At 66.3% G+C, this 26,331-nt stretch carries 21 protein-coding genes; 14 read left to right on the top strand and 7 right to left on the bottom strand.

Annotated features, from left to right (window positions below; all coding sequences use genetic code 11):
* Positions 1 to 99: 99 nt before the first annotated feature.
* Positions 100 to 1,245: an acyl-CoA dehydrogenase family protein gene (locus tag ACHQ4I_RS23485; protein ID WP_420773950.1), complete on the top strand. Its 1,146-nt coding sequence runs from the start codon at positions 100 to 102 to the stop codon at positions 1,243 to 1,245.
* A gap of 58 nt (positions 1,246 to 1,303) precedes the next feature.
* On the opposite strand, the gene ACHQ4I_RS23480 is transcribed toward ACHQ4I_RS23485, so the two are convergent.
* Positions 1,304 to 2,935 carry an MFS transporter gene (locus ACHQ4I_RS23480; protein ID WP_420773949.1) on the bottom strand — a complete coding sequence of 544 codons (1,632 nt, stop codon included), beginning with the start codon at positions 2,933 to 2,935 and terminating at the stop codon, positions 1,304 to 1,306.
* 149 nt (positions 2,936 to 3,084) lie between these two features.
* Here ACHQ4I_RS23480 and ACHQ4I_RS23475 point away from each other — a divergent pair, with 149 nt between their 5' ends.
* The 3 genes from ACHQ4I_RS23475 (at position 3,085) to ACHQ4I_RS23465 (ending at position 6,169) form a co-directional block, all read left to right on the top strand.
* Entirely contained in the window at positions 3,085 to 3,717 is a 633-nt protein-coding gene (locus ACHQ4I_RS23475) for a PadR family transcriptional regulator (protein WP_420773948.1), read from the top strand.
* Positions 3,718 to 3,793: 76 nt separating this feature from the next.
* Entirely contained in the window at positions 3,794 to 5,062 is a 1,269-nt protein-coding gene (locus tag ACHQ4I_RS23470; RefSeq protein WP_420773947.1) for a bifunctional 3,4-dihydroxy-2-butanone-4-phosphate synthase/GTP cyclohydrolase II, read from the top strand.
* Between the two features lie 261 nt (positions 5,063 to 5,323).
* On the top strand, positions 5,324 to 6,169 hold the full coding sequence (locus ACHQ4I_RS23465; RefSeq protein ID WP_420773946.1) for an expansin EXLX1 family cellulose-binding protein: 846 nt from the start codon (positions 5,324 to 5,326) through the stop codon (positions 6,167 to 6,169).
* Positions 6,170 to 6,172: 3 nt separating this feature from the next.
* Here ACHQ4I_RS23465 and ACHQ4I_RS23460 read toward each other — a convergent pair whose 3' ends face one another.
* Both ACHQ4I_RS23460 and ACHQ4I_RS23455 read right to left on the bottom strand, forming a co-directional pair.
* Positions 6,173 to 7,864, bottom strand: coding sequence for an FAD-binding dehydrogenase (locus ACHQ4I_RS23460; RefSeq protein WP_420773945.1), 1,692 nt, complete (start codon positions 7,862 to 7,864; stop codon positions 6,173 to 6,175).
* Positions 7,861 to 8,502, bottom strand: a complete 642-nt coding sequence (locus ACHQ4I_RS23455) for a TetR/AcrR family transcriptional regulator (RefSeq protein WP_420773944.1) — start codon at positions 8,500 to 8,502, stop codon at positions 7,861 to 7,863. Before ACHQ4I_RS23455 ends, ACHQ4I_RS23460 begins: the two co-directional genes overlap by 4 nt.
* 186 nt (positions 8,503 to 8,688) lie before the next feature.
* Here ACHQ4I_RS23455 and ACHQ4I_RS23450 point away from each other — a divergent pair, with 186 nt between their 5' ends.
* From ACHQ4I_RS23450 to ACHQ4I_RS23430, 5 genes are all read left to right on the top strand, one after another.
* A complete protein-coding gene (locus tag ACHQ4I_RS23450) occupies positions 8,689 to 9,687 on the top strand; it encodes a zinc-binding alcohol dehydrogenase family protein (RefSeq protein WP_420774188.1) in 999 nt (332 codons plus the stop codon).
* A 184-nt stretch (positions 9,688 to 9,871) separates the two neighbouring features.
* The gene (locus ACHQ4I_RS23445; RefSeq protein ID WP_420773943.1) at positions 9,872 to 10,531 is read left to right on the top strand and encodes a cutinase family protein; all 660 of its coding nucleotides are present in this window, start codon (positions 9,872 to 9,874) and stop codon (positions 10,529 to 10,531) included.
* Positions 10,532 to 10,630: 99 nt separating this feature from the next.
* Positions 10,631 to 12,334 (top strand): bifunctional metallophosphatase/5'-nucleotidase, encoded by a 1,704-nt coding sequence (locus tag ACHQ4I_RS23440; RefSeq protein WP_420773942.1) that lies wholly within the window; start codon positions 10,631 to 10,633, stop codon positions 12,332 to 12,334.
* Positions 12,335 to 13,014: 680 nt separating this feature from the next.
* Positions 13,015 to 15,048: an SDR family oxidoreductase gene (locus ACHQ4I_RS23435; RefSeq protein ID WP_420773941.1), complete on the top strand. Its 2,034-nt coding sequence runs from the start codon at positions 13,015 to 13,017 to the stop codon at positions 15,046 to 15,048.
* A gap of 403 nt (positions 15,049 to 15,451) precedes the next feature.
* Positions 15,452 to 16,159, top strand: a complete 708-nt coding sequence (locus ACHQ4I_RS23430) for a GAF and ANTAR domain-containing protein (protein ID WP_420773940.1) — start codon at positions 15,452 to 15,454, stop codon at positions 16,157 to 16,159.
* A 1-nt stretch (position 16,160) separates the two neighbouring features.
* On the opposite strand, the gene ACHQ4I_RS23425 is transcribed toward ACHQ4I_RS23430, so the two are convergent.
* Positions 16,161 to 16,922 carry a GAF and ANTAR domain-containing protein gene (locus ACHQ4I_RS23425; RefSeq protein WP_420773939.1) on the bottom strand — a complete coding sequence of 254 codons (762 nt, stop codon included), beginning with the start codon at positions 16,920 to 16,922 and terminating at the stop codon, positions 16,161 to 16,163.
* A gap of 338 nt (positions 16,923 to 17,260) precedes the next feature.
* Between ACHQ4I_RS23425 and ACHQ4I_RS23420 the strand changes: the two genes are divergently transcribed.
* Together ACHQ4I_RS23420 and ACHQ4I_RS23415 are read left to right on the top strand one after the other, a co-directional pair.
* Positions 17,261 to 17,974, top strand: coding sequence for a GAF and ANTAR domain-containing protein (locus ACHQ4I_RS23420; RefSeq protein WP_420773938.1), 714 nt, complete (start codon positions 17,261 to 17,263; stop codon positions 17,972 to 17,974).
* A gap of 194 nt (positions 17,975 to 18,168) precedes the next feature.
* Positions 18,169 to 18,843, top strand: a complete 675-nt coding sequence (locus ACHQ4I_RS23415; RefSeq protein WP_420773937.1) for a sigma-70 family RNA polymerase sigma factor — start codon at positions 18,169 to 18,171, stop codon at positions 18,841 to 18,843.
* A 75-nt stretch (positions 18,844 to 18,918) separates the two neighbouring features.
* Here the strand turns inward: ACHQ4I_RS23415 and ACHQ4I_RS23410 are convergent, their stop codons facing one another.
* A complete protein-coding gene (locus ACHQ4I_RS23410; protein WP_420773936.1) occupies positions 18,919 to 20,727 on the bottom strand; it encodes a hydroxysqualene dehydroxylase in 1,809 nt (602 codons plus the stop codon).
* Positions 20,728 to 20,803: 76 nt separating this feature from the next.
* Here ACHQ4I_RS23410 and ACHQ4I_RS23405 point away from each other — a divergent pair, with 76 nt between their 5' ends.
* Both ACHQ4I_RS23405 and ACHQ4I_RS23400 read left to right on the top strand, forming a co-directional pair.
* Positions 20,804 to 21,463 (top strand): TetR/AcrR family transcriptional regulator, encoded by a 660-nt coding sequence (locus tag ACHQ4I_RS23405; protein WP_420773935.1) that lies wholly within the window; start codon positions 20,804 to 20,806, stop codon positions 21,461 to 21,463.
* A gap of 115 nt (positions 21,464 to 21,578) precedes the next feature.
* Entirely contained in the window at positions 21,579 to 22,928 is a 1,350-nt protein-coding gene (locus ACHQ4I_RS23400; RefSeq protein ID WP_420773934.1) for a polysaccharide pyruvyl transferase family protein, read from the top strand.
* A gap of 49 nt (positions 22,929 to 22,977) precedes the next feature.
* On the opposite strand, the gene ACHQ4I_RS23395 is transcribed toward ACHQ4I_RS23400, so the two are convergent.
* Positions 22,978 to 23,640, bottom strand: coding sequence for a biliverdin-producing heme oxygenase (locus tag ACHQ4I_RS23395; protein WP_420773933.1), 663 nt, complete (start codon positions 23,638 to 23,640; stop codon positions 22,978 to 22,980).
* A 65-nt stretch (positions 23,641 to 23,705) separates the two neighbouring features.
* Positions 23,706 to 25,172, bottom strand: coding sequence for a threonine/serine exporter family protein (locus ACHQ4I_RS23390; protein WP_420774187.1), 1,467 nt, complete (start codon positions 25,170 to 25,172; stop codon positions 23,706 to 23,708).
* 262 nt (positions 25,173 to 25,434) lie between these two features.
* Between ACHQ4I_RS23390 and ACHQ4I_RS23385 the strand changes: the two genes are divergently transcribed.
* A complete protein-coding gene (locus ACHQ4I_RS23385) occupies positions 25,435 to 26,286 on the top strand; it encodes a TIGR03619 family F420-dependent LLM class oxidoreductase (RefSeq protein WP_420773932.1) in 852 nt (283 codons plus the stop codon).
* The last annotated feature ends 45 nt before the right edge of the window (positions 26,287 to 26,331 follow it).

The raw sequence follows: 26,331 nt of genomic DNA, 5'->3' as shown, positions 1-26,331 counted from the left end.
CGGACGCGGCGTGCGAAGAAGTGCGCGCGGTGGATTCGGCTGCCTTCGGTGTGCGGCTCGGCTAGCGTCGGGGATGGGGACCTCGGTGAGGAGGGCGACGTGATCTACAGCGATGAGCATCAGGAGTTTCGGGCGCTGGTTCGGCGGTATGTCGAGCAGAAGATCAATCCGCATGTCGACGACTGGGAACGCGCCGAGTGGATGCCGCTGCACGAGATCTTCGCGGATATGGCGAAGCTCGGGATGTTGGGGCTGGAATACGAGCCGGCCTACGGTGGGCAGGGCGCGGACCACTTGTTCACGGTGGTGTTGTGTCAGGAGCTCGGCCGGGTCGCGCACGGATCGTTTCCGATGGCGCTCGGCGTGCACGTCGCGATGGCGACGCCGTCGCTACATGCGCATGGCAGTGCGGAACTGAAGCAGGACTACCTGGCGCCTGCCATGCGCGGCGAAATGGTCTGTGGCGTGGCGGTTACCGAGCCGGAGGCCGGGTCGGATGTGGCGGGGATCCGTACCCACGCCCGTCGCGACGGTGACGACTGGGTGATCAATGGCTCGAAGATGTTCATTACCAATGCCCTTCAGGCCGACTGGCTGTGCACTTTGGTGCGTACTTCGGACGAGGGCGGGTACCACGGCATCAGCCAGATCATTATCCCCACCAGAACTCCCGGGTTCCGCGTCGACCGCAAACTCGACAAGCTCGGCATGCGCGCCTCCGACACCGGCCTGCTCACCTTCGACAATGTCCGAGTTCCCGTGCGCAACACCATCGGCGAGATCGGACGCGGCTTTCAGCAGCAGATGTCGCAGTTCGTCATGGAGCGGATGTTCGCCTCCTACAGCGTGCCCATCACCTGCGCGGTCGAACTGGAGCTCACCCGCGACTACGCCCGGCAACGAAAGCTGTTCGGACATCCGCTGAGCGCTAACCAGTACCTGCAATACACCTACGCCGAACTCGCCGCCCGCGTCGATATGCTCCGCGTCTATACCGAGGCCACCGCCCAGTCCTATATGGCGGGCACCGATGTCACCCGGATGGCCACGATCTGCAAACTGGAGGCCGCCCGCCTCGGCCGCCAGGTGGCGGACTGGTGCCTCCAAATCCACGGCGGCATGGGCTATATGGATGAAACCTGGACCTCGCGAGCCTTCCGGGACAGCCGCCTGCTGAGTATCGGCGGCGGCGCCGACGAGGTCATGCTCCGCGTGCTGTCCATGATGGACGGCTTCACCGACTGACGTGCGCGAACATGAGCGGGCCGGAACTCGATGGTCCCGGCCCGCTTTCATGGTCGGGTCAGTAGGCGGTGCCGCCCGTGGCGGGTGTGCGGCCATGGCGCATGACCAGCGCGATGAGCAGGGCGACCACCGACGCGCCGGCGGCGAACCAGAAGCCCATTTCATAGCCGTGGTCGGCGAAAACCTGCGGGATGACCGATCCTCCCGCGGGTTGACCCGCGACGCTCACCTCAGCGGTTATCGGGCTGGCATTGAGATACGCGGTCACGATGGCCAGGCCGATGGCAACGCCCATGGATTGCATGACGCCGAGCATGCCGAGGCTGATGCCCTGCTGTTCCTGTGGCACGGCCTCGACCATCAGAATGGGCATGGATGCGTAGTAGAAGCCGAATCCGATGCCGAATACCGCACTCACCCAAAGGAATACGACCCAGGTGTGCGGGAGGATGGCGTAGCCGACGCCCGCGCCGACGAACAGCATGAGCGCGAAGATCAACGGCAGTCGCGCACCGATCTTACGGGCCAGCGCACCTGCCAGGGCGCCACAGATCATGGCGAGTACCGCCTGCAGCAGTGCGACCCGGACGGCGAATTGCAGAAGGGTGAAACCGTTTCCGTAGCTGTACCCGGGATCGAGCAGCACCTGGACCATCGCGGGAGGCATCGGCTGACCGGTCTGCTGCTGGATCTGGGCGAGGGTGGCCTGCTGGACACCGGCGGCGACGGTATCGGCATCCGGAGTCTGGGTCATATAACCGAGCGCGTAGGACTGGACTCCGATGAGGAACGACGCGAACAACGCGCCGCCGAGGACCAGCGTCACCCGCGGATGGAACAGCAATTTCATATCCATGATCGGTCGGTCCACGCGCAACTCGACCACGACGAACAACACCAGCAGCGCGATGCCGCCGAACAGCCAGGCCAGCGTGAGCGGCTTGCTCCAACCCCAATCCTGGCCCTTGTCCAGGTAGATCAGCGTCAACCCGGCCCCCGTCGACAGCAGTACCGCACCGAGCACATCGATGCGCTCGGTGACCCGCAGCTTCGATTCGGGTACCACGATCCACACCAAGGGCAGCATCAGCAGCGTGAATCCGGCCAGCACCCAGAAGATCGCGCGCCAGCTGTAGTTGTCGACAAGGTATCCGCCGAGCAGTGGGCCGGCGATCGCGGACAGTCCGAGTCCGGTCGCGGTGACACCGAGGCCGAGCGGAACATACTTGCGCGGCATGAGATCTCGGATCAAACCGTAGGCGATGACGGCGGTGGCGATTGCGGTCGCCTGCAGCCCGCGTCCGATCAGGAACAGCGCCCAGTTGCTGGTGATCGCGTCGAGTGCGCAGCCGATCATGAAGAGCAGGCCGCAGACCAGGAACATCCGCTTCTTGCCCCACACATCGCTCATCTTGCCGATGAGCGGGGACGCGGCGGCGCCGATGAGGCCGAAGACGATGATGGCCCAGTTGATGTTGGCGCCGAGGCTGGGAAAGGTCGGCGCGATCTTCTGCAGTGCGGCCGCGACGATCGTGTACTGCATCGGCGCGACCTCGGTGAACAGCACGATGACCGCGAGCACGGTGAAAATCCGGGCGGGCGACACACCGTCGAGTCGGCCGGTGTCAGCGGATTCGGTTGGGCCGCCGGGTCTTTCGGCGGCTGCGGCATCTTTGGGAATGGTCGACATGAATGGGGCTCCGCTGTTCGGGAACTACCTGGTGGTGTTCGAGGGTGACTATTTGTGAAACCTGTCACAAAGCGGTGCCGGTCGTATCTTTCGAATCTCACTGAACGGGATGTTTCACCCGAAATATGCCTAGGCGATATAGTCCTACCGTGACCGAAGCGAAGTCCCCGGTGGACGCCGGGGTCCCCGAATTGCCGACGACGAGCTGGGCCGTGCTCGGCATGCTCTCGCACGCCGACGAGCTCTCCGGCTACGACCTGAAGAAGTGGGCCGACTGGAGCCTCCAATTCTTCTATTGGAGCCCGTCGTTCAGCCAGATCTACGCCGAGCTCAAACGGCTCGAGAAACACGGCTACGCCACCTCTCGTACGGTGCTGCAGGACGACGGCGTGCGCGGCAAGCGGATGTACGCGATCACCGAGAGCGGCCGCGCCGCTGCCGCGCGGTGGGTGAACGACGCGCCGGTGGAGGCGCCGGTGCTCAAGCACAGCGTCATGCTGCGCGCGTGGCTCGGTCATCTCGCCGAACCGGATCGGCTGCGCGAGATCCTCACCGAGCACATCGGGTACGCGGAGAAGATGCGCAAACTGGCCGAGGTCGACGCCGAGGGCGCCGACGAGAATCCGGACTGGGCCTATCCGGGTGCGGTATTGCGCTGGTGTGTGCGCCATTACGAGGCCGAACGCGATTTCGCCAGGGAACTGCTGGCCGACGTGGACAAACTCGCCGACCGGACCTTGCCGAAGAAGGCCGCGAAAGGAAAGAGCCGCCGCGCTTCCTGAGCTCGGTCCACTCAGCGGGACTGCCGCTTCCTATGACTAATAGAAATACATCTACTAGTCATATAAGGAGGTGGTCATGCGTACCGGATTCGCAGATCAACGCCGCACGAGAGAGTCGGCGCTGGATGCCATCGAGACAGCGTTGGCCGCAATCGCGGCGGGCGGCATGGTCGTCGTGGTGGACGACGAGAATCGGGAGAACGAGGGCGATCTGGTGCTGGCCGCCGCCCTGGCGACACCGGAATCCATCGCCTTCATGGTTCGCCACACCAGTGGGGTGCTGTGCGCGCCGCTGGCGGGCGCGGACCTGGATCGGCTCCGGCTGCCACCCATGACAGCGGTCAACGAGGACCCCAAGGGCACCGCGTACACGGTATCGGTGGACGCGGCTTCCGGTGTGACGACCGGGATTTCGGCCGCCGACCGCGCCGAAACCGTGCGCGCGCTTGCCGATCCGCGCACCGGACCCGACGATCTGACCAGGCCGGGTCACGTCTTCCCGCTGCGCGCGCACCCCAGCGGCGTGCTCGGCCGCGCGGGTCACACCGAGGCCGCCGTCGACCTGACCCGGCTGGCCGGACTCCGACCGGCCGGTGTCATCGCCGAAATCGTGAACGACGACGGATCGATGGCGCGCCTGCCCCAATTGCTCGAATTCGCCGAAACCCATGCGCTGCCGATCATTTCGATCGCCGATCTGATCGAATACCGCCGTCGGGTCGAGCACACCCTGACCCGGGTCGTCGAGACTCGCCTGCCGACCCGATTCGGCGAATTCCGCGTGGTCGGATATCGCGACGAGATCTCCGGAACCGAAACGCTCGCACTGGTTTTCGGCGAGCCGGGCCGCGAATCCGTACTGACGCGGCTGCATTCGGAATGCCTCACCGGTGACGGCCTCGGCTCGCTGCGCTGCGACTGCGGCGACCAGCTCGACGCCGCATTGCGGGCGGTCGCCGAAGAGGGCAGCGGGGTGGTGATCTACCTGCGCGGCCAGGAGGGCCGGGGCATCGGATTGTTGAACAAATTGCGTGCGTATGAATTACAGGATCGCGGCGCCGATACCGTCGAAGCGAATCTGGCGCTCGGGTTGCCGGTCGATGCCCGCAGGTATGCGGCGGGTGCGCAGGTGCTCGCCGATCTCGGCATCCGTTCGGTGCGACTGCTCAGTAACAACCCGGCCAAACAGGCGGGTTTGGAAGAGTACGGGGTCGCCGTGGTGCGGCGACTGCCGCTGCAGGCGACGCCGACCGAACACAACATCCGCTATCTGCGAGCCAAGCGCGATCGGATGGATCATCAACTCTCGGGCGTCGACGCGGAACCGGCAAGGGCCACATCGTAAGAACGGATCTTTTCCGAATCTTTCGCAACGGGCCGAGTCGAATGCTGGCTATTTGCCATCAGATTGCCGACTCGTGAGTGTTTCACTACGGAGATTTTTCGTTCGAGTCATGCGACGCGGGTGGGCCTGCTTTCCTGGTTGGGTCAGGATCGAGAGTCCGCGCGCGAGTTGGGTGAGCGGAAGTCGGGGACAGCGATGCACCGAATGCCGATCAAACAGCAGCACTTTCGTTCGGGATGGCTTTGGTCGTCCGTTGGCGCGATGCTCGGTGTGGTCGCGGTGGTGATGTGGGTGGCCAGACCCCAGCAGCATCCGTCCTGTGAAGCGGTGCAGCCGGTCCCCGACACCGGGGCCACCTCGCGAATGATGATGGGTGCCAGTAGTGCCGGCGTCGCGAACCTGCATCCGGTGACGTCTCCACCCGCGCGGCCGGGGGAGGCGCGGTACTACGCCTTCGGTCCCGGCGTCGCCTGCTCATTCGCCGGACTGCCGACGAACGGCTTCTATGCCGGGATCTCCACCGCGGAGTACCGCCGCGCCGATCTGTGCGGCGGCTACCTCGACGTGCACGGCCCGCGCGGTGACGTCCGGGCGCTCATTGTCGACCGCTGCCCGGGATGTGCTCCGGGACAACTGGATTTGAGCACCGCCGCATTCGAGGAGATCGCGGACCCGTCCGTAGGCGTCGCGCAGATCCGCTATACGGTGGTTCGCGATCCCGACCCGGCACCCGAACTGATCTACGAGCTGAAGCCGGACTCGTCATCGCATTGGCTGGCCATGCTGTTCACCGGATCGGGAAATCCCATCCAGCGCGTTGCATTGCGGTCCGCATCGGACGCACCCTGGCGCGAACTGAACCGCGGCATGGACAACTACTGGACGATCAGCGGTGCGGGACCCGGGCCGTTCTCGGCGCAGGTGACCGATATCCACGGACATCAGGTGGAGATATCCGGGATCTACCTGGAGCAGGGCCCGCGGGACACCGGTCTGAGCCTCTACACCGATCAGGCCCCGAAACCGCCACCCGCATCGACGACGGTCCCCACTCCTACGCCTCAGGCCTCGTCGAGCGTCGCGGCGACGGGCGGTAAGAAGAAGTAGCGGTCAAACAAGTTTCGCCGCGATGGCCCGCCCGGCGGCGCGGCCGGAGAATATGCAGCCACCGAGGAAGGTGCCTTCCAGCGCGTTGTAGCCGTGCACACCGCCGCCGCCGAAACCGGCGACCTCGCCGGCGGCGTACAGCCCGGGCAGGGGTGTGCCGTCCGGACGCATTACCTGCGATTCCAGATTGGTCTGCAAGCCGCCGAGGGTCTTGCGGGTCAAGATATTGAGCCGCACCGCGATCAGCGGACCGTGCGCCGGATCGAGGATGCGGTGCGGTTTGGCCACCCGGCCCGCCTTATCGCCGAAGTACTGGCGCGCATTGGCGATCGCCATCAGCTGGGCGTCCTTGGAGTACTTATTCGCGACGTCACGATCGCGGGCGAGGATCTGCCGCTCCAGATCGTCGAAGTCGAGCTGTGGCCCGCGCGCGATCTTGTTCATGCCATCGACCAACTCGCGCAGGGTATTCGCGACGACGAAGTCCACGCCGTGCTGCTTGAACGCCTCGACCGGGCCCGGTGCGCCCTTGGCCAATCGGCTCTTGAGGGTCAGCTTGAGATCCTTGCCGGTGATATCCGGATTCTGCTCGGAGCCCGAGAGCGCGAACTCCTTCTCGATGATCGACTGGGTGAGCACGAACCAGGAGTAGTCCTGGCCGGTGGCCAGGATTTCCTTCATCGTGGAGTTGGTGTCGAAACCCGGAAAACACGGTGCGGGCAGACGCTTTCCGTTGGCGTCGAACCACAGCGAGGACGGACCGGGGATGATCCGGATGGCGTGATCCGGCCAGATCGGATCCCAATTGTTGATGCCCTCGGTGTAGTGCCACATGCGATCCCGGTTGACGATCGCGCCGCCCGCGGCTTCGGAAATGCCGAGCATCCGTCCGTCCACATGTGCGGGAACGCCGGAGATCATGGTCTCGGGCGCGGGGCCGAGCCGTTCGGTGGGCCAGTTGCGGCGGATGAGCTCGTGGTTGTGGCCGATGCCGCCCGAGGTCACGATGACCGCCTTTGCGCGGAATTCGAAGTCGCCGACCACATCTCGGGACGAGGCCCGGCCGCGTGCCAGATCGGCCTGCTCGAGCACGCTGCCGCGCACGCCGACCACCGTGCCGTCCTCGACGATCAATTCGTCTACCCGGTGCCTGAAGCTGAAGCCGACCAGTCCGCGTCGCTCGCCCTCGAGCACCGGCTCCTGGAAGACCCGCACCACCTCGGGACCGGTGCCCCAGGTCAGGTGGAAGCGCGGCACCGAATTGCCGTGCCCGTCGGCGAACGCGCCACCGCGCTCGGCCCAGCCGACCAGGGGCGTCACCCGCAAACCCAGCTCGTGCAGGTAATCCCGCTTCTCGGTGGCCGCGAAGCGCACATAGGCCTGCGCCCACTGACGGGCCCAGTGGTCCTCGTCGTCGCGATCGAAACCCGCCGAGCCGAGCCAATCCTGCATGGCCAGTTCATAGGAGTCCTTGATGCCGAGGCGCCGCTGCTCCGGACTGTCCACGAAGAACAGTCCACCGAGCGACCAGAAGGCCTGGCCGCCGAGGTTATTGCGATTCTCCTGATCCAGCACATGCACCTTGCGGCCCGCCTTGACCAGTTCGTGGGTCGCCACGAGCCCGGCCAGGCCCGCGCCGACGACGATGACATCCGCCTCTTGCGCGAATTCGGGACTGGGGTCGGTCATGGTCATCCTTCGGTTTCGGTGCTGTAGGCCAGCACGATATGGCAGAACAGATCGGTGCGCCGGGCGCGCACCTTGCGGCTGCGGGGTTCCATCAGCACCTGCACGGTGGTGCCGTCGTGCACGGCGACCAGCGCCTGACCGAGCGCGACAGGGTCCGCAACGGTGCGGCCGATCCGCGACAGTGCGGTGACGATGGTCGGCATGAGCGCCGCGACGATCGCCTCCTCGCGCTCGGCCATCACCTGCCGCAGCCCGGGCGTGCGCAGCGCATGCGTGGTGAACTCCGCGGTGATGCGGTACCAGTCCTCGTCGATCGGCACGGCGCGGTCCAGGCGCTCGACCGCGGCGCGGACATCGACGACGCCTTCGACCGAGAAGTCGTCCAGCGTCGCGCGCACGCCGGCGATCATGGCGGCCGAACGCTGCTCCCACATGGCAAGGAACAACTCGTCGAGTGAGCTGAAGTTCGAATAGAAGGCGCCCCGGGTGAACCCGGCCCGGTCGCAGACGCGCTCCACCGAGGTGCGGCCGAAACCCTCCTCGGCGAAGACCTGGTAGGCGGCGGTGAGCAGGCGCTTACGGGTTTCGGTGCGGCGGCGGGTCACCCGGCGCACCGGGACATCCGCATCGGTTGTCGATGCCAAAGCGCACCTCCTCGGGCGTCCGGTCCGTTCGATACAATAATGTATCCAATACAGAAATGTATCAGAAGTCCGACTCACCTTTGGTGGAACCGGTGGACGCGGGCGGTCGGCATGGATAATCCGAAAAGACCGTTCCCCTGTCGGCGAGGAGTGATCGGTATGACTGCGAGTGCGGCAACCACGGGCATGACAGGCTGGCGTGTGCGGCGGCCGGGACCGGTCGATGGCCGACCGCTGGACTTCGTCCGGGAACCGGTGCCCGAACCCGCGGCCGGTGAACTTCTGGTCCGGGTGCTGGCGTGCGGGGTCTGCCGCACCGATCTGCATGTGGCCGAGGGGGACCTGCCGGTGCATCGACCCGATGTGGTGCCGGGGCACGAGGTCGTGGGGGAGGTGGTGCGGCGGGGGCCGACGGTGGCGGAGTTCGCGGTCGGCGATCGGGTCGGCATCGCCTGGCTGCGCCACACCTGCGGCAGTTGCCGGTACTGCCTGCGTGGCGCGGAGAATCTCTGCCCGAATTCGGAGTACACGGGCTGGGACGCCGATGGCGGATATGCCGAATACGCCACTGTCCCAGCGGCTTACGCGCATCGACTGCCCGCCGGTTACACCGATGTGGAGACCGCGCCGCTGCTCTGTGCTGGCATCATCGGCTACCGCGCGCTGCAACGCGCCGAGCTACCGCAGGGTGGTCGGTTGGGAATCTACGGCTTCGGCGGCAGCGCGCATATCGCCGCGCAGGTCGCGTTGGCGCGCGGCGCCGAGGTGCACGTGATGACCAGGGATGCGGCGGCGCGCGAGTTGGCCAGCGACCTCGGCGCCGCCTCGGTACAGGGTGCGGCGGATCGCCCTCCGGTGCAACTGGATTCGGCCATCTTGTTCGCGCCGATCGGCGAGCTGGTGCCGCCCGCTTTGGCGGCTCTCGATCGCGGTGGCGTGCTCGCCATCGCGGGCATTCATCTCAGCGATATCCCATCGCTGAACTATCAGCGGCATCTGTTCCAGGAGCGCGAGATTCGCTCGGTGACTGCCAACACCCGCGCCGACGCGCGCGAATTCCTCGCGCTGGCGGGCGAACACCGTATACATGTGACCACAACTGGGTACTCCCTCGGTACGGCAGATCGCGCACTTGCCGATCTTGCACACGGACGTTTCACCGGCGCAGCGGTTCTCATCCCTTAGCGCCCGAATCGCCTTGCGCGGGAGTGGATTCCGAGGACACGATTCAGTGCTGAACCGGTCTCGCTTCGGCTGAGTTGCTTGACGCAACTCTCTATCGTTCTTACCTTCACGGATATAGCTGGCGTGACACTTGTCGCTGACAAGCGTCGCCCGGCTTCTCACAACGGCGTGAGAGGTGATCACGATGGAAATCCGGAAGGCAAGAATTTCTGAGAAGTGGCGGCTGGCACGGATATTCGCTGTGCTATTGCTCGTCGCCACGGCGGGGGCCTTGACCAGTATCGGCGCGCAGGCACGGGCGGACTGTGCCGCGGTCGATGTGGTCGTCGCCAGAGGCACCGGGGAACCCGGGTGGCTCGGCTCCGTTATCGGCGACCCGCTGTATGACACGCTGCTGCAAGCGCTTCCGGTGAGTAGCAGCGCCTACCGGGTGGACTATCCCGCGGACCTGCTCGACCCCGCATCGCTCAGCCGCGGCACCCAGGACCTGACCGACCACGTCATTCGGCAGTCGCAGATGTGCCCGGATCAGGAGTTCATCCTGGTCGGCTACTCGCAGGGCGCGGCCGTCGTGCACGGTGTCGTCGGCACCGGCATCGTGACCGCGCTGCCCGGGATCTACGTGCTCCCCGGCGATCTCGAATGGAAGGTATCCGCGGTCCTGTTGTTCGGCGACCCCATGCCCCTGACCGGTTGGGGCGTCCCCGGCAGCTACGTCTGGAAGACCGCCGACTACTGCACCGGCGGTGACCCGGTCTGCGGCGGCGGCCGCGAGTCGAGCCAGCACGGGAACTACGGCTGGGCGTTCTGGCCGGCCGCGGACTTCGCGGCAAGCCGGGTTTAATCCGGGAATCCGCGCGGCGGGGTCGTATTTCGGCCCCGCCGTCGGTGTGTTCGGGCGGGATTCATGCCGATGCCACCGAAGCGTGGGAAAGTCTGAAGCATGACAGCGCACCGTCGCATCGGCATGATCATCGCGGGACTGGTGAGCATCACCCTGGTGGCGGGGTGCGGCACCGCATCGGACAATAGCGGCCCGGCGGCCTCGTCGGCGTCCGGGGTGATCCCCCTCATCTCGACCGACGACCTGCGCGGTGCGCAGTCGAACGAGATACATCTGTTCGGGCTCAACGATTTCCACGGCAATCTGCAGCCGCCGGCCGGTTCGACCGGCAAGATCGCCGGATACGACGCGGGCGGCGCGGCGTACCTGGCCACCCATCTGACGCGATTGAAGCAGGCCTATCCGGCCAGTGCCGTGCTGGCGGCGGGCGACGATATCGGCGCCAGCCCGCTGGTTTCCGGACTCTTCCACGACGAGCCGACAATTACCTTTCTGAACTCCATCGGACTGGCCGCCTCCGCGGTGGGCAATCACGAATTCGATGACGGCGTCATCGAATTGGCGCGTCTGCAACAGGGCGGCTGCGCGCCCGCCGGATGTTCGCCCGGTGCACCGTTCACCGGTGCGAAGTTCCTATATCTGGCCGCCAATGTCACCGACGCCGACGGCAAGCTGCCGCCGGCGCTGCGCCCGTGGACGATGCTCGAGGTCGGCGGCCACAAGGTCGGTGTCATCGGCACGGTCACCCCCGAAACCGCGAGTATCGTTCTCCCCGAAGGCATTCGGGGCTACACCTTCGGTGACGAGGTCACGGCGATCAATCGGTATGTCCCCGAGGTGAAATCGGCGGGCGCGGAGACCGTGGTGGCGCTGCTGCACGACGGCGGAGTGCAGAAACCGGCCCAGAACGTCGCGGTCGACTACAACGGTTGCGCGAATATCTCCGCCGAGGTCACCGCCTTGGCGACCGGCGTCGATCCGGCGGTGCGGGTCCTGCTCACCGGTCATTCGCACCAGCCGTATGTCTGCACCATCGACGGCAAGGTGGTCACCCAGGCCGCCTCCTACGGTCGGCTGATCACCGATATCACCCTGCGCTTCGGCGCCGACGGCGTGCAGGCCTCGGCGGTCAATCGGGTGGTGACCCGTGAGGTCACCCCGGACGCGGCCACCACCGCTCTGATCGACTTCTATGCCGAGCAGGCCAAACCGCGCGCCGATCGGCCGGTCGGCATCGCGGCCGCGTCACTGCCGCACGAACCGACGGGCTCCGGTGAATCGCCGCTCGGTGATGTCATCGCCGACTCGATGCTCTCGGTGACCGCGGCGGCGCCCGCGTCGGCGGTCGCGGCCTTCATGAACCCGGGTGGGGTGCGAACCGACCTGAAGTCCGGTCAGATCACCTATGGCGATATCTACAGCGTCCAGCCGTTCGGCAATCAGGTCGTCACCGTCACACTGACCGGCAGTCAGATCCTGCGGCTGCTCGAACAGCAGTGGAATATCGCGGGCAAGCCGACCGTCCTCTCACCCGCCGGGCTCACCTACACCTATGTCGACGCGAGCCCGAAGGGCAGCAAGGTCGTCGCCGACAGCGTGCGCATCGCCGGCCAACCGCTCAACCCGGTCGCGACCTACCGGATCTCCACCAATAGCTTCCTGGCCTCCGGCGGCGACGGCTTCACCGTCTTCACCGAGGGCACCGACAAGACGGTCGGCCTCATCGATCTGGATGCCTTCGAGACCTATCTGAAGGGTCGCCCGCCGCTCGAATCACCGCCCGCCCGCGCCGAGAAGCGCTGAGCCTGGGTGCCGGATTCAATACAACTTTCAGGCAGGTCGTCTCGACACCGACGAACTGAGCGATCGGTTCGGGCTGGCCTTGTGCGCCAGGATCTTTGGCGATCCGGCCGTGGCGATGTAGGGCTGCCGCCGATTCAGCGCGCATTGACCGCGGCCGGTCTATCGGCCCCGAGTTCGCCCGATCAACCGGGCCGATCCGTTGCCATCGCGTCGCTCATAGTCGGTCTGCTCGGCGTGTGCTGCGGACGCTCGACGCCACTGGCGCGCATCCTCGGCCGCGTCGGGCCGACCGAGGAGCCCAAGCGCCCGGATCCGCGTCCGGCGACCGCGATCGCCGGTATCGCCAGCGCTGTGACCTTTGGCATCGTCTGTTCGGCCGTATGGGCAAACGCGGTGTCCCGATTGGGGATTCGCGCGCGGGCGTTATATGAAAACTGTTGTAACACACAATATTCGCGGCTCCCAGTGGTGACCATTCACACATCACACTGGACCGCCATTCGCTTGCCCGCGACTAGCTGTGCCGATTAAAGTTACCGATCAGTAGGGCAATGGCGTTCCTACTCCGGCCCGACAATTGTTGTCCCGAGGCCGAATCAAAATGATGTCCGCATTCACTGCTGCATGCCGGGCGCGCATGTGTGACAACTCAATTCGAGTGCGACAGCAGGAGGACTGCGATGACGACCTTCATCGTGACGGGCGGAACCGGATTCTTGGGCCGACGGGTCGTGCAGGGACTTCTAGAGGCCGATTCCGAAGCCATTGTGCATGTGCTGGTCCGCACCGCGTCGGTGGCGAAATTCAGCGAACTCACCGCGGGCTGGACGGGCGGCGAACGCGCCTTTCCGATGCTCGGTGATCTGACCGCCGACGGCCTCGGATTGATCGAGGATGCGCCGAAGGCCGACCATGTGATCCACCTCGGCGCGGTCTACGACATGACCGCCGATGAGGAAACCGCGCACGCGGCCAATGTCGCGGGCACCCGCTCGGTGCTCGAACTGGCCCGCGAATTGGGCGCGGTGCTGCATCACGTCTCGTCGGTGGCCGTGGCCGGTGACCACAAAGGCAAATTCTTCGAGGAGGACTTCGACCTCGGCCAGCGGCTGACCTCCCCGTACCACCGCACCAAATTCGCCGCGGAGAAACTCGTTCGCGAATCTAAGGGTGTGCGCTGGCGGGTGTACCGGCCCGCGATCGTGGTCGGCGATTCGCGCACCGGCGAGATGGACAAGATCGACGGTCCGTACTACTTCTTCCCGGCCATTTCGCGTCTCGGCGCCCTGCCGGCCGAACTGCCGATGCTGCTGCCCGAACTGGGCGCGACCAATATCGTGCCGGTCGACTACGTGGCGGGCGCGATGGTCGAGCTGGTGCGCCGCACCGGTCTGGACGGACGTACGTTCCATCTGGTCAACCCCGAGCCGCAGCCGTTCGGCGAGATCTACGGCGCGCTCGCCACCGCGGCGGGCGCCCCGAGCGGCATCGGCACGGTGCCGGGCAGCGGGCTCGCGCTCAGCGGGCTCTCACACATCCCCGGCGTCGCGACGGTTCGCGATTTCCTGTTGGAGCAGTTGGGGATTCCGGCGGCCGTCGCACCGCACGCCTCGTTCTCGGCGGAGTTCGTCTCCGATTCCACACGAGCGCAGTTGCGCGGGACGGGTTTGACGGTGCCGTCCTTCGACAGTTACGCCGAGCGGCTGTGGCAGTACTGGGCCGAGAACCTCGATCCGAACCGGGAGCATCCCGGCGACAATGGTGACCCGCTGGACGGCCGCGTCGTCCTGATCACCGGCGCCTCTTCCGGGATCGGCCTGGCCACCGCGCACGCCGTCGCTCAGCGCGGCGCGACCGTGCTCATGGTGGCGCGCGGTGTCGAGGACCTTTCGGCCGCCGCGGAGTCGGTGCGTGCCGAAGGCGGTGTCGCCCATGCTTATCCGTGCGATATCACCGATTCCGATGGTGTCGACGAGTTGGTCGCCGCGGTGCTCGCCGATCACGGTCATGTCGATTATCTGGTGAACAATGCGGGCCGTTCGATCCGCCGCTCGGTGGTGAATTCCACCGACCGCATGCACGATTTCGAGCGGACCATGGCGGTGAATTACTTCGGCGCGGTGCGGCTCATTCTCGCGCTGCTGCCGTCGATGCGGGAGCGGCGTTTCGGGCACATCGTCAATATCTCCTCGATCGCCGTGCAGACGAAGGTGCCGCGCTTTGCCGCCTATGTGGCGAGCAAGTCGGCACTGGACAACTTCAGTGAAATCGCCGCCGTCGAAAATCGTGATGCCGGAATCACTTTCACCTCGGTCCGGATGCCGCTGGTGCGCACCCCGATGATCGCGCCCACCGACCTCTACCGCTCGCTGCCGGTTCCGGATCCCGACCGCGCCGCCGCCATCGTGGTGCGCGCCATCGAGGATCGCCCGCACCGCATCGACACCCCGGTCGGCACCTTCGCCCAGGCGGTCGAACTGCTGATGCCGTCGGTCAAGCGGACGATCATGCACCAGGGATTCCGGTGGTTCGGCGAATCGCATGCGGCACAGGGAAAGCAGACGGTGGCGCCGAGCGCCGCCGACGATGCGGATCAGGAATCGGAGTCGAGCCGCAGCGCCCTGTCCTACCTCGCACCGGTCGTGCTGCCCCTGATGACAATGCCGAGCCCGGCCGCCCGCGTCACCCGCGTGATCCCCGGCCTGCATTGGTGATCGCGCCATGATGGGCTGATGGCCGAGGACCCATCGAGGGTGAGGGGTTCCGGATGCACGCCGAGGGTGAGCGCGTCGAGTTCAGATACGAACTGCGCCAGGACAGCTTTCGGCACCGGGCCACTTGGGTCCGCCCCGTGTGAACATCCGGCCTGAGCGTGCGCTTGTGCCAAATCTGGCGATTTCGGCCGGATTCGAGCGAAAGTGCACGCTCAGGCCGGTTGGGTGCGTGGGACATTCGGCCCTGGTGAGGCCGGGGGGCGTTTCGTATTCTGGCGGTGCCGTCCCACCGGATTCCCGTGGCATAGTGGCGGTCCGGTGCCGCAGCGGTGACGAATGCTGGGACAAGGGGGCCGTCGAACTCGTGGCATGGGTAACGGTCTCGAGAGTTCGTAGGATTAGTGTGGGGCAGTTCGATCAGTTGACCGATGAGTTCTTGTCGGCCCTCGAGTTTCTGACGGAGCTGTCGGCCGATGGCGGCGGGATGGCCGCCCTGTGCGGCGCCTGTGTCCGGGTGCTGCCGGTGCAGCGTGCCGCGATCCTGATCCAGGAGCGCGAGGCCGGGCTGCAGCCGTGGTGTGCAAGTGATTCGGTCGCGGCGCGGGTGGAGGCCATGCAGGCCACCGCCGGTCAGGGGCCGGCGGTGGATGCGGTCGCCGCGGGAGTCCCGGTGCTGGTGGCGGATCTGGGCGCGACAGCGCAGCGGTGGCCGGGTTTCGCGGATGAGTTGAATCGGATGCGGGCGGCCGGATCTATGGTCGCGGTGCCGTTGCAGATGGGTGTGGTGCGCTTCGGGGTGCTCGATTTGTATCGGGCGCAGCCGGGACGGCCGGAACCGTTGATGATCTCGGCCGGGCTGCACATCGCCGATCTCGTCATCGCCCAGCTGATCGCCGGATCGGCGAAATCCGCGCCCGCCGCCGCGCAGTGGTGGGATCGTCCGCTGACCAGCCGCGTCATCCACCAGGCTGCCGGAATCGTGCTCGCGCAATTGGGCATTCGCGCACCGGATGCCTATGCCCGGTTGCGCGCATACGCGTTCGCGCACGGGTTGTCGCTGGCCGAGGTCGCGCAACTGGTGGTGGACAACCGGATTCGCTTCGATACCTGAATCAGTCCGCCACGTCGGCGCGCAGGTCGACGCGACCCTCGACGATGTCACCGGCGATATCGGCGAGACGTCCGCCGGTGGCGCGGGCATGGGTGCGCATGAGCCCGAACGCGAGATCCATATCCCGGCTGCCGCGTTCGGCGAGCACGCCCTTCGCCTGCTCGATGGCGACGCGCGTATTCAGCGCGGTGGGCAACTGCGCGTGGATGATTCCGCCCTGGGCGAGCAGTACATGATGGGCGATGCCGATCGCCGCGATATCGGCGAGAAGCTGTCCGATGCGCAGTCCTAGGTGGCCGTGCGCGGCGGCGGGAGCGGCGAGAATCGTGAGTGCGCCGATACTCTCGCGGTGCAGCCGCAACGGCACGGCATAGGCGCAGCGATACCCGGCGGCCAGCGCGGCGGGCGCGAATTCCGGCCAAAGATCCTGGGCGGCACGCAGATCGGGCACGGTTTCCGGACTTCTGCTGCGATAGGCCCGCAGGCCGGGGCCCTCGAATTGCAGCAGTTCCAGCAGTCGCGGCGCTTCGGTGGTGGAGGCGAGCACCTGCAGATCGCCGCGCTGGTCGGCCAGCAGTAGTCCGGCATCGGCGGCATCGGTGACCTCGACGCAGGCCTCCAGCAACTGCTGGCAGAGCTCTACCACGTCGAAATCGCTCGCGAGTGAGTCGATCGCGCGCACGAGTAACCGCAATAGCTGTGTCGAATGCGGTAGCGGCTCAGTGGATCGGTCGTGCTGCCGATCATCGAATGCGCGCTCCATTGCGGTCTCCCGGAGTCGGTCGCGGTGCCTGCTGCTCGCCGCATTGTCGACACATTTACGCGGAGAGAATTCAGCGAAAATAGGCCTGAGCGCGCACGACATTGTGTTCGGTCAGGTCGAGCCTCGTCCATGGTGGCATCCTGATAGTGGTCATGTCGACCACTGTTCGGCGGTCACGTCATCGGAATCCACAGGGTAGCTGGACATTTCGCGGATATGCCGCCGCGCGCCCAAATTCCTGGTGTGCGAGTTCGCTCAGCCATACCATGGAAATGTCAGCAAGTGCGGCGTGGGACTTGACGGGGACGATCGGCTTTCGCGCGTGCGGGGTGATTCGGGTGGCTGACAACGAGGTGCTGGTTGCGGCGCGGCTCGCCGAACTGCTCCCCGCGATAGGTGACACGGCTGAGATGGTGCGACAGCTGATGCGCAGCGCCACCGCGGCGCTGGACCTGGCGGGCTGCACCGTCATGCTGATGCCGGACGAGCCGCCGAACCCCGATGAACAAACCCGCTTCGCGGCCGCCGCGCCGGAAGACTTCGTGGATATCGAACTCTGCCAGCACCGCAGCGAACGCGGCCCGAGCATGGACGCGTACCGCACCGGCGAACCGATCGTGGTCGACGATATCGGTCGGCGCCGCGAATGCTGGCCGGAGTTCTGCGCCGAGGCGGTCCGGCACGGGGTGTCGTCGCTGGCCGAGATTCCGATGCGGGTGGGCGGGAGCACGGTCGGCGCGCTCGGCTTGTACGGCCCGACGCCGCGGGTCTGGACCGATCGCGACCTCTCGGTGGGCGCACTGCTGGCCAGCATGGCGACCGGGCACATCCTCAACGCGAATATCCTTCGCCGCCAACAGCGTTTGACCGCGCAACTGCAGCACGCACTGGATTCACGGATCGTCATCGAACAGGCCAAGGGCGTGATCGCCAATGCCAGGCGGACCACACCCGAGGTCGCGTTCGAGCTGATCCGGAGCCATGCGCGCAAGAATCGGGTCACGGTGCAGGCGGTGGCGAAGGGGATCGTCGAACTCGGACTGCGCATCTGATCATTTGATCGTGAAAGTGCATCGGCATATGCACACGGCACGGTAGTCTGGCTGACGGTGGATTCCCGGCCCGAGCCCCCGGCCGGATCCCGTTCTCCGACAGTTCCGTCCATGCCCTCGACGGTCTGCTTCGACGCATTACTCAGCGTCGAATCGCTTCGCTTATCGCATCATCGGTTTGTCAGGGGGCAATCGTGTTCTTGCTCGTTCCGCAACGGTTCGAACGAATTCCAGCCACTGCGCGACCCATCGCCGGCCCGGTTCGTAATCGCATCGATATCGAATCCGATGCCTACGATGCCGAACTGGTACACCGCATCGGCGACGGCGATCAGCAGGCCTTCGCCCAGCTGTACCGTCGCACCCGCGGTCTGGTCTACCGGCGCGTACTGTCGATCGTGCGCGATCGCGGCTACGCCGAGGAAACCTGTCACGACGTCTATCTCGAGGTGTGGCGCTGCGCGGTCGGTTTCGACGAGCACCGCGGCTCGGTGCCGACCTGGCTGCGCATGCTGGCCCACCGCCAGGCCGTGGACCGGGTCCGGCATGAGCGCGCCGCCCTCGACCACAACCACCACTGGGGCAGCCGCGATTATCAGCCGCCCACCGATGTGGTGGCCGAGGAGGCGCTGCGTCGTGATGAGCGAGACGCGCTGCGCAGAAGTCTCACCAACCTGACCGCACTCCAGCACGAATCCATCTCTCTCGCTTACTATTGCGGCCTCACCTACCCACAGGTGGCCGCGCGCCTCGGCGTCGGCCTGCCCACGGTCAAATCCCGGATCCGGGCCGGACTCGAGCACCTGAGGATCGACCTCGCGGAGCAGTCTTTCGCGACCGAGATCGACCGGCCGCGTGGATCCGGTTAAGAGTTGTCCAGCGTTGCGGCGGCGGTGACGGCGATGTTCTCGCGAAGCCCTCCGGCGCAATCGCCGCCCCAGTCGCTATCCGAGGTCGAACAGATTCGGCTGCCCGGCGCGGTAGCGCGCCGCGTCCATTTGCCGGAACGGTTCGAAGGCCGGTATCGAATCGCGGGTGAACAGCTGGGCGCGGGCGGCGGGGGAGCCGGATGCGTCCAGTAGTGCGTTCACCGCGGTGCGGCCCGCCTCGTTCGCACCCTCCATGGTGGCCAGATCGAAGTTGGTCTGGACGTAGTCGGCGGCGAGGAAGAGGTTCGGGATCCTGGTGTGCGCGGTCGGCCGGTCGGCCCAGGAGCCAATCGTATTCACCAGCAGCGGTTCATCATTCGTATTCTGGCCGTCCGCCCATTTGATGCCGGGATCGAGCATCCATTCGCGAACGATCCCGTCCGGCAACTGAATCCTGCCGTCGTCGTTGAGCGCCGCGGTCATCTGGGCCCAGGTCTCCTGGTAGATCTCCTCGCGTGTGCACTCTTTGGCGGTTTTGCCGAACAGGATGCCGGGGGTATCCCAGTCGGCGATATCGATCGTGAGGCCGTCGACGATCGAACCGTCGCCGTACTTGGCGGCGTAGTCGACATTCCAGAACGCGCGCTGGGTGTAGGAGGTCAGCCGCCACGGTGCGTCGAGGTAGATGTTGTAACCCTTGCCGAGGTCCAGCTTTTCGGTGACGAACATCTGCATGCCGTTCATCCAGTCGACGGTGAGCGCGTCCATCCGGCCCAGACCGGGATCCAACGCGCGGATCTCCGGTGACCACAGCCGCCGGGCCCGATCGGTCGGCACCGCGCACACATACCAATCCGCGTCGAACACCTCTGTCGCGCCATTCGGGCGGCGGATGTGCGCGCCGCCGATGCGGCCGTCGGACACCACGAACTCCTCTAGTGCGTGGCCGGGCCGCAATTGCACGCCCATCCCCTCCAGCAGCGCGATCCACGGATCGAGCCAGGCCTCATTGGTCGGCCCGTTGAGCACCTCGTACACCTTGGGGCCGCCGGTGAGCTCCTGCAGCAGTGCGATGAAGAAGCCCTCCATCATGTTGCCCATGGTCCTGGTGCTGGCCACGTACTCCTTGGCGGCCACCAGTGCGCGCGTCAGACCGGTGGCGGCCAGCGCCTGGAACTGCGCGGATCTACTTGCCGCGCCCACATAATCCCACCAGCTGACGTGCTCCCACTGACCGAAGCGGCGCTCCTCGCTCGAGGTCAGATAGGTGAGGACCCGCCCGGCCATATGCATCGCCTCGGGCAGTGGAATGAGGTTGTTCTTCATGAACACCTCGACCAGGATCCGCTGCAGTCCCTCCGGGGTGAGTGCCTGCGCGGGGTCGAAATAGAACCCGAACATGAGCGGGAAGCCATCGGGCAGATCGCCGGAGCGCGGATAGCGCGGATCGCTCACCGAGAACGGAATCAGGTTGTCGTACACCGACTTCCGGGTGCCGGGCAGTGGAATGCGGCGCATCGTATCGTGCACGTGGTGATAGAACGAGGTGAAGCCGCGCGCGCCGTGTTCGCCGGGTAGCGGCGCGCGGCCGCCGACACCGGTGCCGGGCAGCGGAATCGTGCGGGATTTGCCGCCGAGTTCCTTGCGATCGAAGACGGTCACCGCGAATCCGCGCTCGGCCAATTCGTGGGCCGCGGTCAGGCCGCCGATGCCCGCGCCGAGCACCGCGACGGTATTGCGCGCCGGGCCGTTTCGGCGTCGCGGTGCGGACTGGGCTGTCGCGCTCGCGGTCGATGCCGCCCAACCCGCGGTGCCCGCCACCGCGGCCGCGCCGCGCAGCAGTGCGCGCCTGCTGACCTGGTTGTCCCGATGCTGTGTTGTCACTGCGCGTCCCCTAAATCTGACGATTCCGATCGTCATATTTATCAGATCGCGAGTTGCGATGGGAGACAATGCGTAGATGACGATGCAGCGACGCCCGGTGCGGACCTATGGCGGTGTGGGTGCGGAGGATCGAGTCGCGGCGCGGCGCGGCAAACTCCTCGAGGCCGGAATGAAGCTGTTCGGCACCCGCGGATACTCGGCGACCGGCGTGAAAGATCTATGCCGCACGGCCGGTTTGACCGACCGGTACTTCTACGAATCGTTCACGGGAACCAAGGAGCTGTTCGCCGCGGTCTTCGACCAGGTGATCGACGAATTGTTCGCGGCGGTGGTCACGGCGGTCGAGGCGACGCAGGCACGCGGAACCCGCAAGCTGCGGGCCGGTATCGGCACGTATCTCACTGCGCTGGCGCAGGACCCGCGCAAACTGCGCATCGTCTTCGTCGAACCCACCGCGGCCGGGGCCGAACCTCGGATGCGGGAAGCATTGTGGCGCTTCGCCCGTTTGGTGGCGGCCACGGCCACCGAGGCGCGCCCGGATGATCAGCCACCCGCGGAGATCGTCGATATCTTCGCGCTCTCGGTGGTCGGGATGTTGGAACGGGTGATCGTCGAGAAACAAGGCGGCCGCCTCGACGTTCCGATCGACGATCTGATCGACTATTGCGCCGCCTTCGCCGCGGCGTCGTTGCGCGCGGTCTATGGCGGCCAGATATCAAAGCGGCCACTGGATTAGCGATGTGGCCGACATCCCTCGGGTGCGGTAGATTCCACACCGAGTTCGTGTTCGGCACGGACCGACCCGCGGGGGACTGGCGGGAGGGACTAGGGCAGTGGGGACCACGGGGTCTGTGGGTGAGCGTATCGATATCGGCGAGCGCGAGATCCGCGTGCTCGTCGAGAACGGCGAGTACTGGCTGCGCAATCGCGGCGATATCGCGACGATGGTCGTCACCGTCGAGCGGATCCGCCAGCACTGGCCGCGGGCGCGCATCGGCGTGCTGACCCAGCAACCCAGCGTATTGCGGGGTTTGGTGCCGGAGGCGGAACCGATCTACGGTCCCGACTGGCGTTGGGGCTCGGACGGCTGGCAGGGGCTGCTGAACCGCACGGCGGGAACGAAAGTGATCGGACCGGCGGCGCTGTGGTGGCGGGCGAGCACGGATGGACCCAAGGATCGCCTGCGGGCGATCCGCTCGCGCGGTCGCGGCGAGAGCACCGAGGCGCAGGAGAGCTCGGCGGCACCGGAACTCGAATTTCCGGTGGAGATTCCGGCGGCGGTCGAACAGGCGTCGCTGGTCCTCGCGAATGGCGGCGGCTATCTGACCGACGTCGACCGCTACCAGGCGCACCGCACTCTGAATCTGCTCGAACAGGCGTCCGCGCTCGGCATTCCGACGGCGCTGCTCGGTCAGGGCATCGGACCGCTGCATGACCCGTATTTATTACAGCGGGCCGCCGAGGTGCTGCCGAAGGTCGACTTCGTGGCCTTGCGCGAGGGACGGCGCGGCCCGGACCTGCTCGGCAAATGTGGCGTCGCGGCCGACCGGGTGCTGGTCACCGGCGACGACTCGGTCGAATTCGCCTATCGCACCCGCGATGCCAGGATCGGCGCCGATATCGGGGTGTGCTTGCGCGTCGGCGACTGCGCGCAGGTCGGTCCGGAGGCTCATGAGATCGTCCGACAGGTGGTGCGCACGCGTTCTGCGGAACTGGACGCCGGGTTGGTGCCGCTGATCATCTCCGAATACGCCTGCGAGGACCGGCGCTGGACGCTGTCGCTGCTGGCGGGCGCGGCCAAGGCGCTGCCGCCGGTAGGTCGCGGCGGTACGCCGGCCGATGTCGTGCGTCAGGTCGGGCGCTGCCGGATGCTGGTGACCAGTGCCTACCATCTGGCGGTTTTCGCTTTGTCGCAGGGCATTCCGGCCGTCGGGATAACGGCATCGGAGTATTACGACGATAAATTCCACGGCTTGGCGCAGATGTTCGGGACAGGTCTGCGGGTGGTGCACCTCGATGATCCCGAACTGGAACAAGAACTGACCATGGCGGTGGACGAGCTGTGGGACGACGCACCTGCGCTGCGGGATCCGCTGCAACAGGGGGCCGTCGAACAGATCGACGCGGGCCGGAGTGGTTTGGAACGAGTCTTCGGATTGGTGGAAAACGGCCCGGTTCGGCCGGTCCGACGATCAGGGTGATGACTGTGGTGACGACGCTGTCGGTAGGTGTTCGAGTGCGGCGTCCCGATCAGGAGGGGCGGCGGGCCGGGAATTCGGCGGCGAGTTCGGCGAAGACCGCGGTATTGAGTGCGAAGGCCTGCTGTCCCTCGTCGAGCACGCGACGGCGTTCGAGGTCGTCGAGCGGCAATTGGTCGAGCAGTGCGCGGTATTCGCGTTTGAAGGCGGCCGGATTGCCGACGCCGTCGAAGACATAGAAGCGGACGCCGTCGCCGCGATGCGGCAGGTTCCAGAGCTTTTCGGCGGTGCCGCGGATCACCTGGCCGCCGGACAGATCTCCGAGGTAGCGGGTGTAGTGGTGGGCGATATATCCGGCGGGCCAGTCGCGGGCGCATTCATCGATGCGTTCGGCGTAGGCGGCGGTGGCGGGCAGCGCTTCGAGTGCGTCGCGCCAGTCCGGGCCGATGAGGTGGGCCAGGTCGCGTTCGAGTTCGGCGGTTCTGGCCAGTTCGGGGCGGATGAACGGGCCCGCGATCGGATCGTCGGCGAGGGTTTCCCAGCGGCCCTCCAGCGCGCGGTAGATGAACCAGAGCTGGGCGGTGTAGCGGTGGTAGGAGTCGATGCCGAGCGAGCCGCCGAGCATGTCACTGATGAACGAGGAGTTCTCGGCCTCTTCGTGCTGTTGCGCGGTGGCGGTCCGGATCGCCGTGGAGAACGGGACTGTGTCCGACATTCCGGAACCACCTCACTATCGCATTGTGCTTTGGGCACCCTAACCAGCCGGTACAACCATACCGGCTAGTCCTGGTGCGTCGCTCGAGGTCGGCCGGAGTCCCGACGTGCGGGATGGCGCGACGTGCGGCGCCGGCGCACGATCACCGGCCTGCGGATCGAGCCGAATCGGCTCAGGATCCGCGGCCTGCGCACGGTGCGGTCGATCCATTCGCCGATGGTCACGCCCGCGGCCAGCGCACACCCGACGCCGACCGCCGCCAGCACCTGATTGGCTCCGATCAGCAACTCGTCATTGAGCAGTGCGTAGAGCCCGCGATACACCTTGAGGCCGGGCAGCAGCGGAGTGATGCCCGCGACCGCGACGACCAGCGGGGGAGTCAGTGACCGGCGCGCCATCAGACCACCGGCCAGGCCGACCAGCGTCGCCGCGACCGCGGAGGAGATCACCGGGCCGAAGCCGAGATGCTGCACTAGTAGAAAACAGATCGTGCCGGCCGCGCCGCCGAACCCAGCCGCGGCGAGCGCGCGCCGCTCCGCGTAGCAGGCGAGCGCGAAGGCAAGCGCGGCCACCGCACCGGCCGCGATCTTGATCGGCAGATCGGTGATATCGCGGCCGGAGGTCAGATAGACCGGCGGCACCGTCGCGCCCGCGAGCTGGCCGATCCGCAATGCCATCGCGATGCCCGCGATAATGCCGCCGGTCATCATGAGCACCTCGAGCATGCGGGCGGTCGCGGTGATCGGTGCGCCAGTTATCGCGTCCTCCACCGCGCCGACCAGTTGCAAACCACTGAGCAGCACGGTGATTCCGGCGGCGATGATCAGCGTCGGATCGACATCGATATCGATTGTCGCGGCCAGGGTGGCCAGCAGCAGCGCCGGTGTCGCGGCGATCGCACCGCCCACCACATGCTGGAAGAAGAATGGCAGGCCGTATCGATTGAGGACGCGATTGGCGCGGTCGATCGCCAGTGTGGTGCCGAAGCTGACCGCGGCCACGAGCCATCCGCCGCCGAGCAGCGCCGCGATCGACGCGGCAAGCAGTGACCAGCCGAAGGTGGCGGTCCAGCGGTGGTACGGGTGCGGCGCGGAGGTGATCGCGTCCAATTGGGCACGGGCGGCATCCGGCGGCACGACCTGGTTGCGGATGCGGCGGGTAAGCCGGTCGACCGCGGCGAGCCGGGTGAAGTCCAGCGAGCGATACTTGACCACGCGCATGGTGCTGGCGGGTGGCAGCTGCGGGCCGCGGTCGGCCCAGATCCTGATCGCGTCGTAGGTGACGTCGATATCGCAGCGGGACAGGCCGTAGGTGGCGGCGATGAAGCGCACCTGGGTGGTCGTATCGATGACACCGGTACCCGAGGCCAGCACGACCTCGCCGACGCGCACCGCCAGATCGAGCACCTCCGCGACCCGGGCGTCGTCGGTGAGATCGATCGGCTGCAGCGGTGTCGGCGCGGCGACGATGGTGTCGGCGGTGGCCTGCCGGTCGGCGACCAGCAGATCGACCGCCTGTTTGACGACGGGGATGCGGGGTGCGCGGAAGAAACGCAGTCGCGGCCGCTTGCCGAGCGCGGTGGTGTCGTCTCCTCCTGAGAATGATTCCGGACCCATGTGCGCGACCGTAGTCACCCGATGCCGGGGCCGCATCTGCGGTGGTCCCGGACCGTCTCGATGGCTAGACGGCTGTCCGAACACTTGGTCGGATCAGCCAAAAGTGGTAGAACTTGTTCTAATTTGCTGATTCTTCGAGCGATCCGGAAGCGGTCGCGAGCGACTGGGAGCGGGTACGGTGCGGTACGGAATTGTGTTGTTCACCAGTGACCGGGGCATCACGCCCGCCGATGCGGCCGCAGCCGCCGAACAGGCCGGATTCGACGCGTTCTATGTACCGGAACACACCCATATCCCGGTGGTCCGGGCGGCGGCGCATCCGCGCACCGGGGATGCCAGCCTGCCCGACGACCGCTATCTGCGCACCCTTGACCCATGGGTCGCGCTGGCCACCGCGGCGGCGGTCACCAGCCGCATAACGCTGTCCACCGCGGTCGCGCTGCCCGCCGAACACCATCCGATCACCCTGGCCAAAACCCTCGCCTCGCTGGATCACCTGTCCGGCGGCCGGGTCAGCCTCGGCGTCGGATTCGGCTGGAATACCGATGAAATGGCGCATCACGGCGTGCCCGCGAACAAGCGCAGGACGGTACTACGCGAACACCTCGACGCCATGCGCGCCCTCTGGTCCGATGAGGAGGCCAGCTTCGAAGGGCAATTCGTGAGTTTCGGACCGAGCTGGTCCTGGCCCAAGCCGGTACAGAAACGAATTCCGGTGATCCTCGGCGCGGCCGGAACCGAGCAGTCGTTCACCTGGCTGGCCAAGAACGCCGACGGCTGGCTCACCACACCCACCGAAGCCGGACTCGGCGAGAAAATCGAACTGCTGCACCGGGTTTGGCGCGAACACGACCGCGAGGGCAGTCCCGAGATCATCGCACTGGCCGGACGCCACGATCCGGCGCAGCTCGCCCAATGGGCCGAATTGGGCGTCACCGAGGCGGTTTTCGGATTGCCGGATCGCGACGCGGACGACGTGCGCGCATACCTGACCCGCCTGGCCGGGAAGCTCGGTATCGAAGCGGTATGAGAATGCCCCGCCACGAGAATGTAACTCGCGACGGGGCGACGGTGC

Source organism: Nocardia nepalensis (assembly GCF_048910785.1).
Lineage (GTDB): Bacteria > Actinomycetota > Actinomycetes > Mycobacteriales > Mycobacteriaceae > Nocardia > Nocardia nepalensis.
Note: the sequence above shows the minus strand (reverse complement) of the source record. Positions and strands in the feature narration are given on the sequence as shown.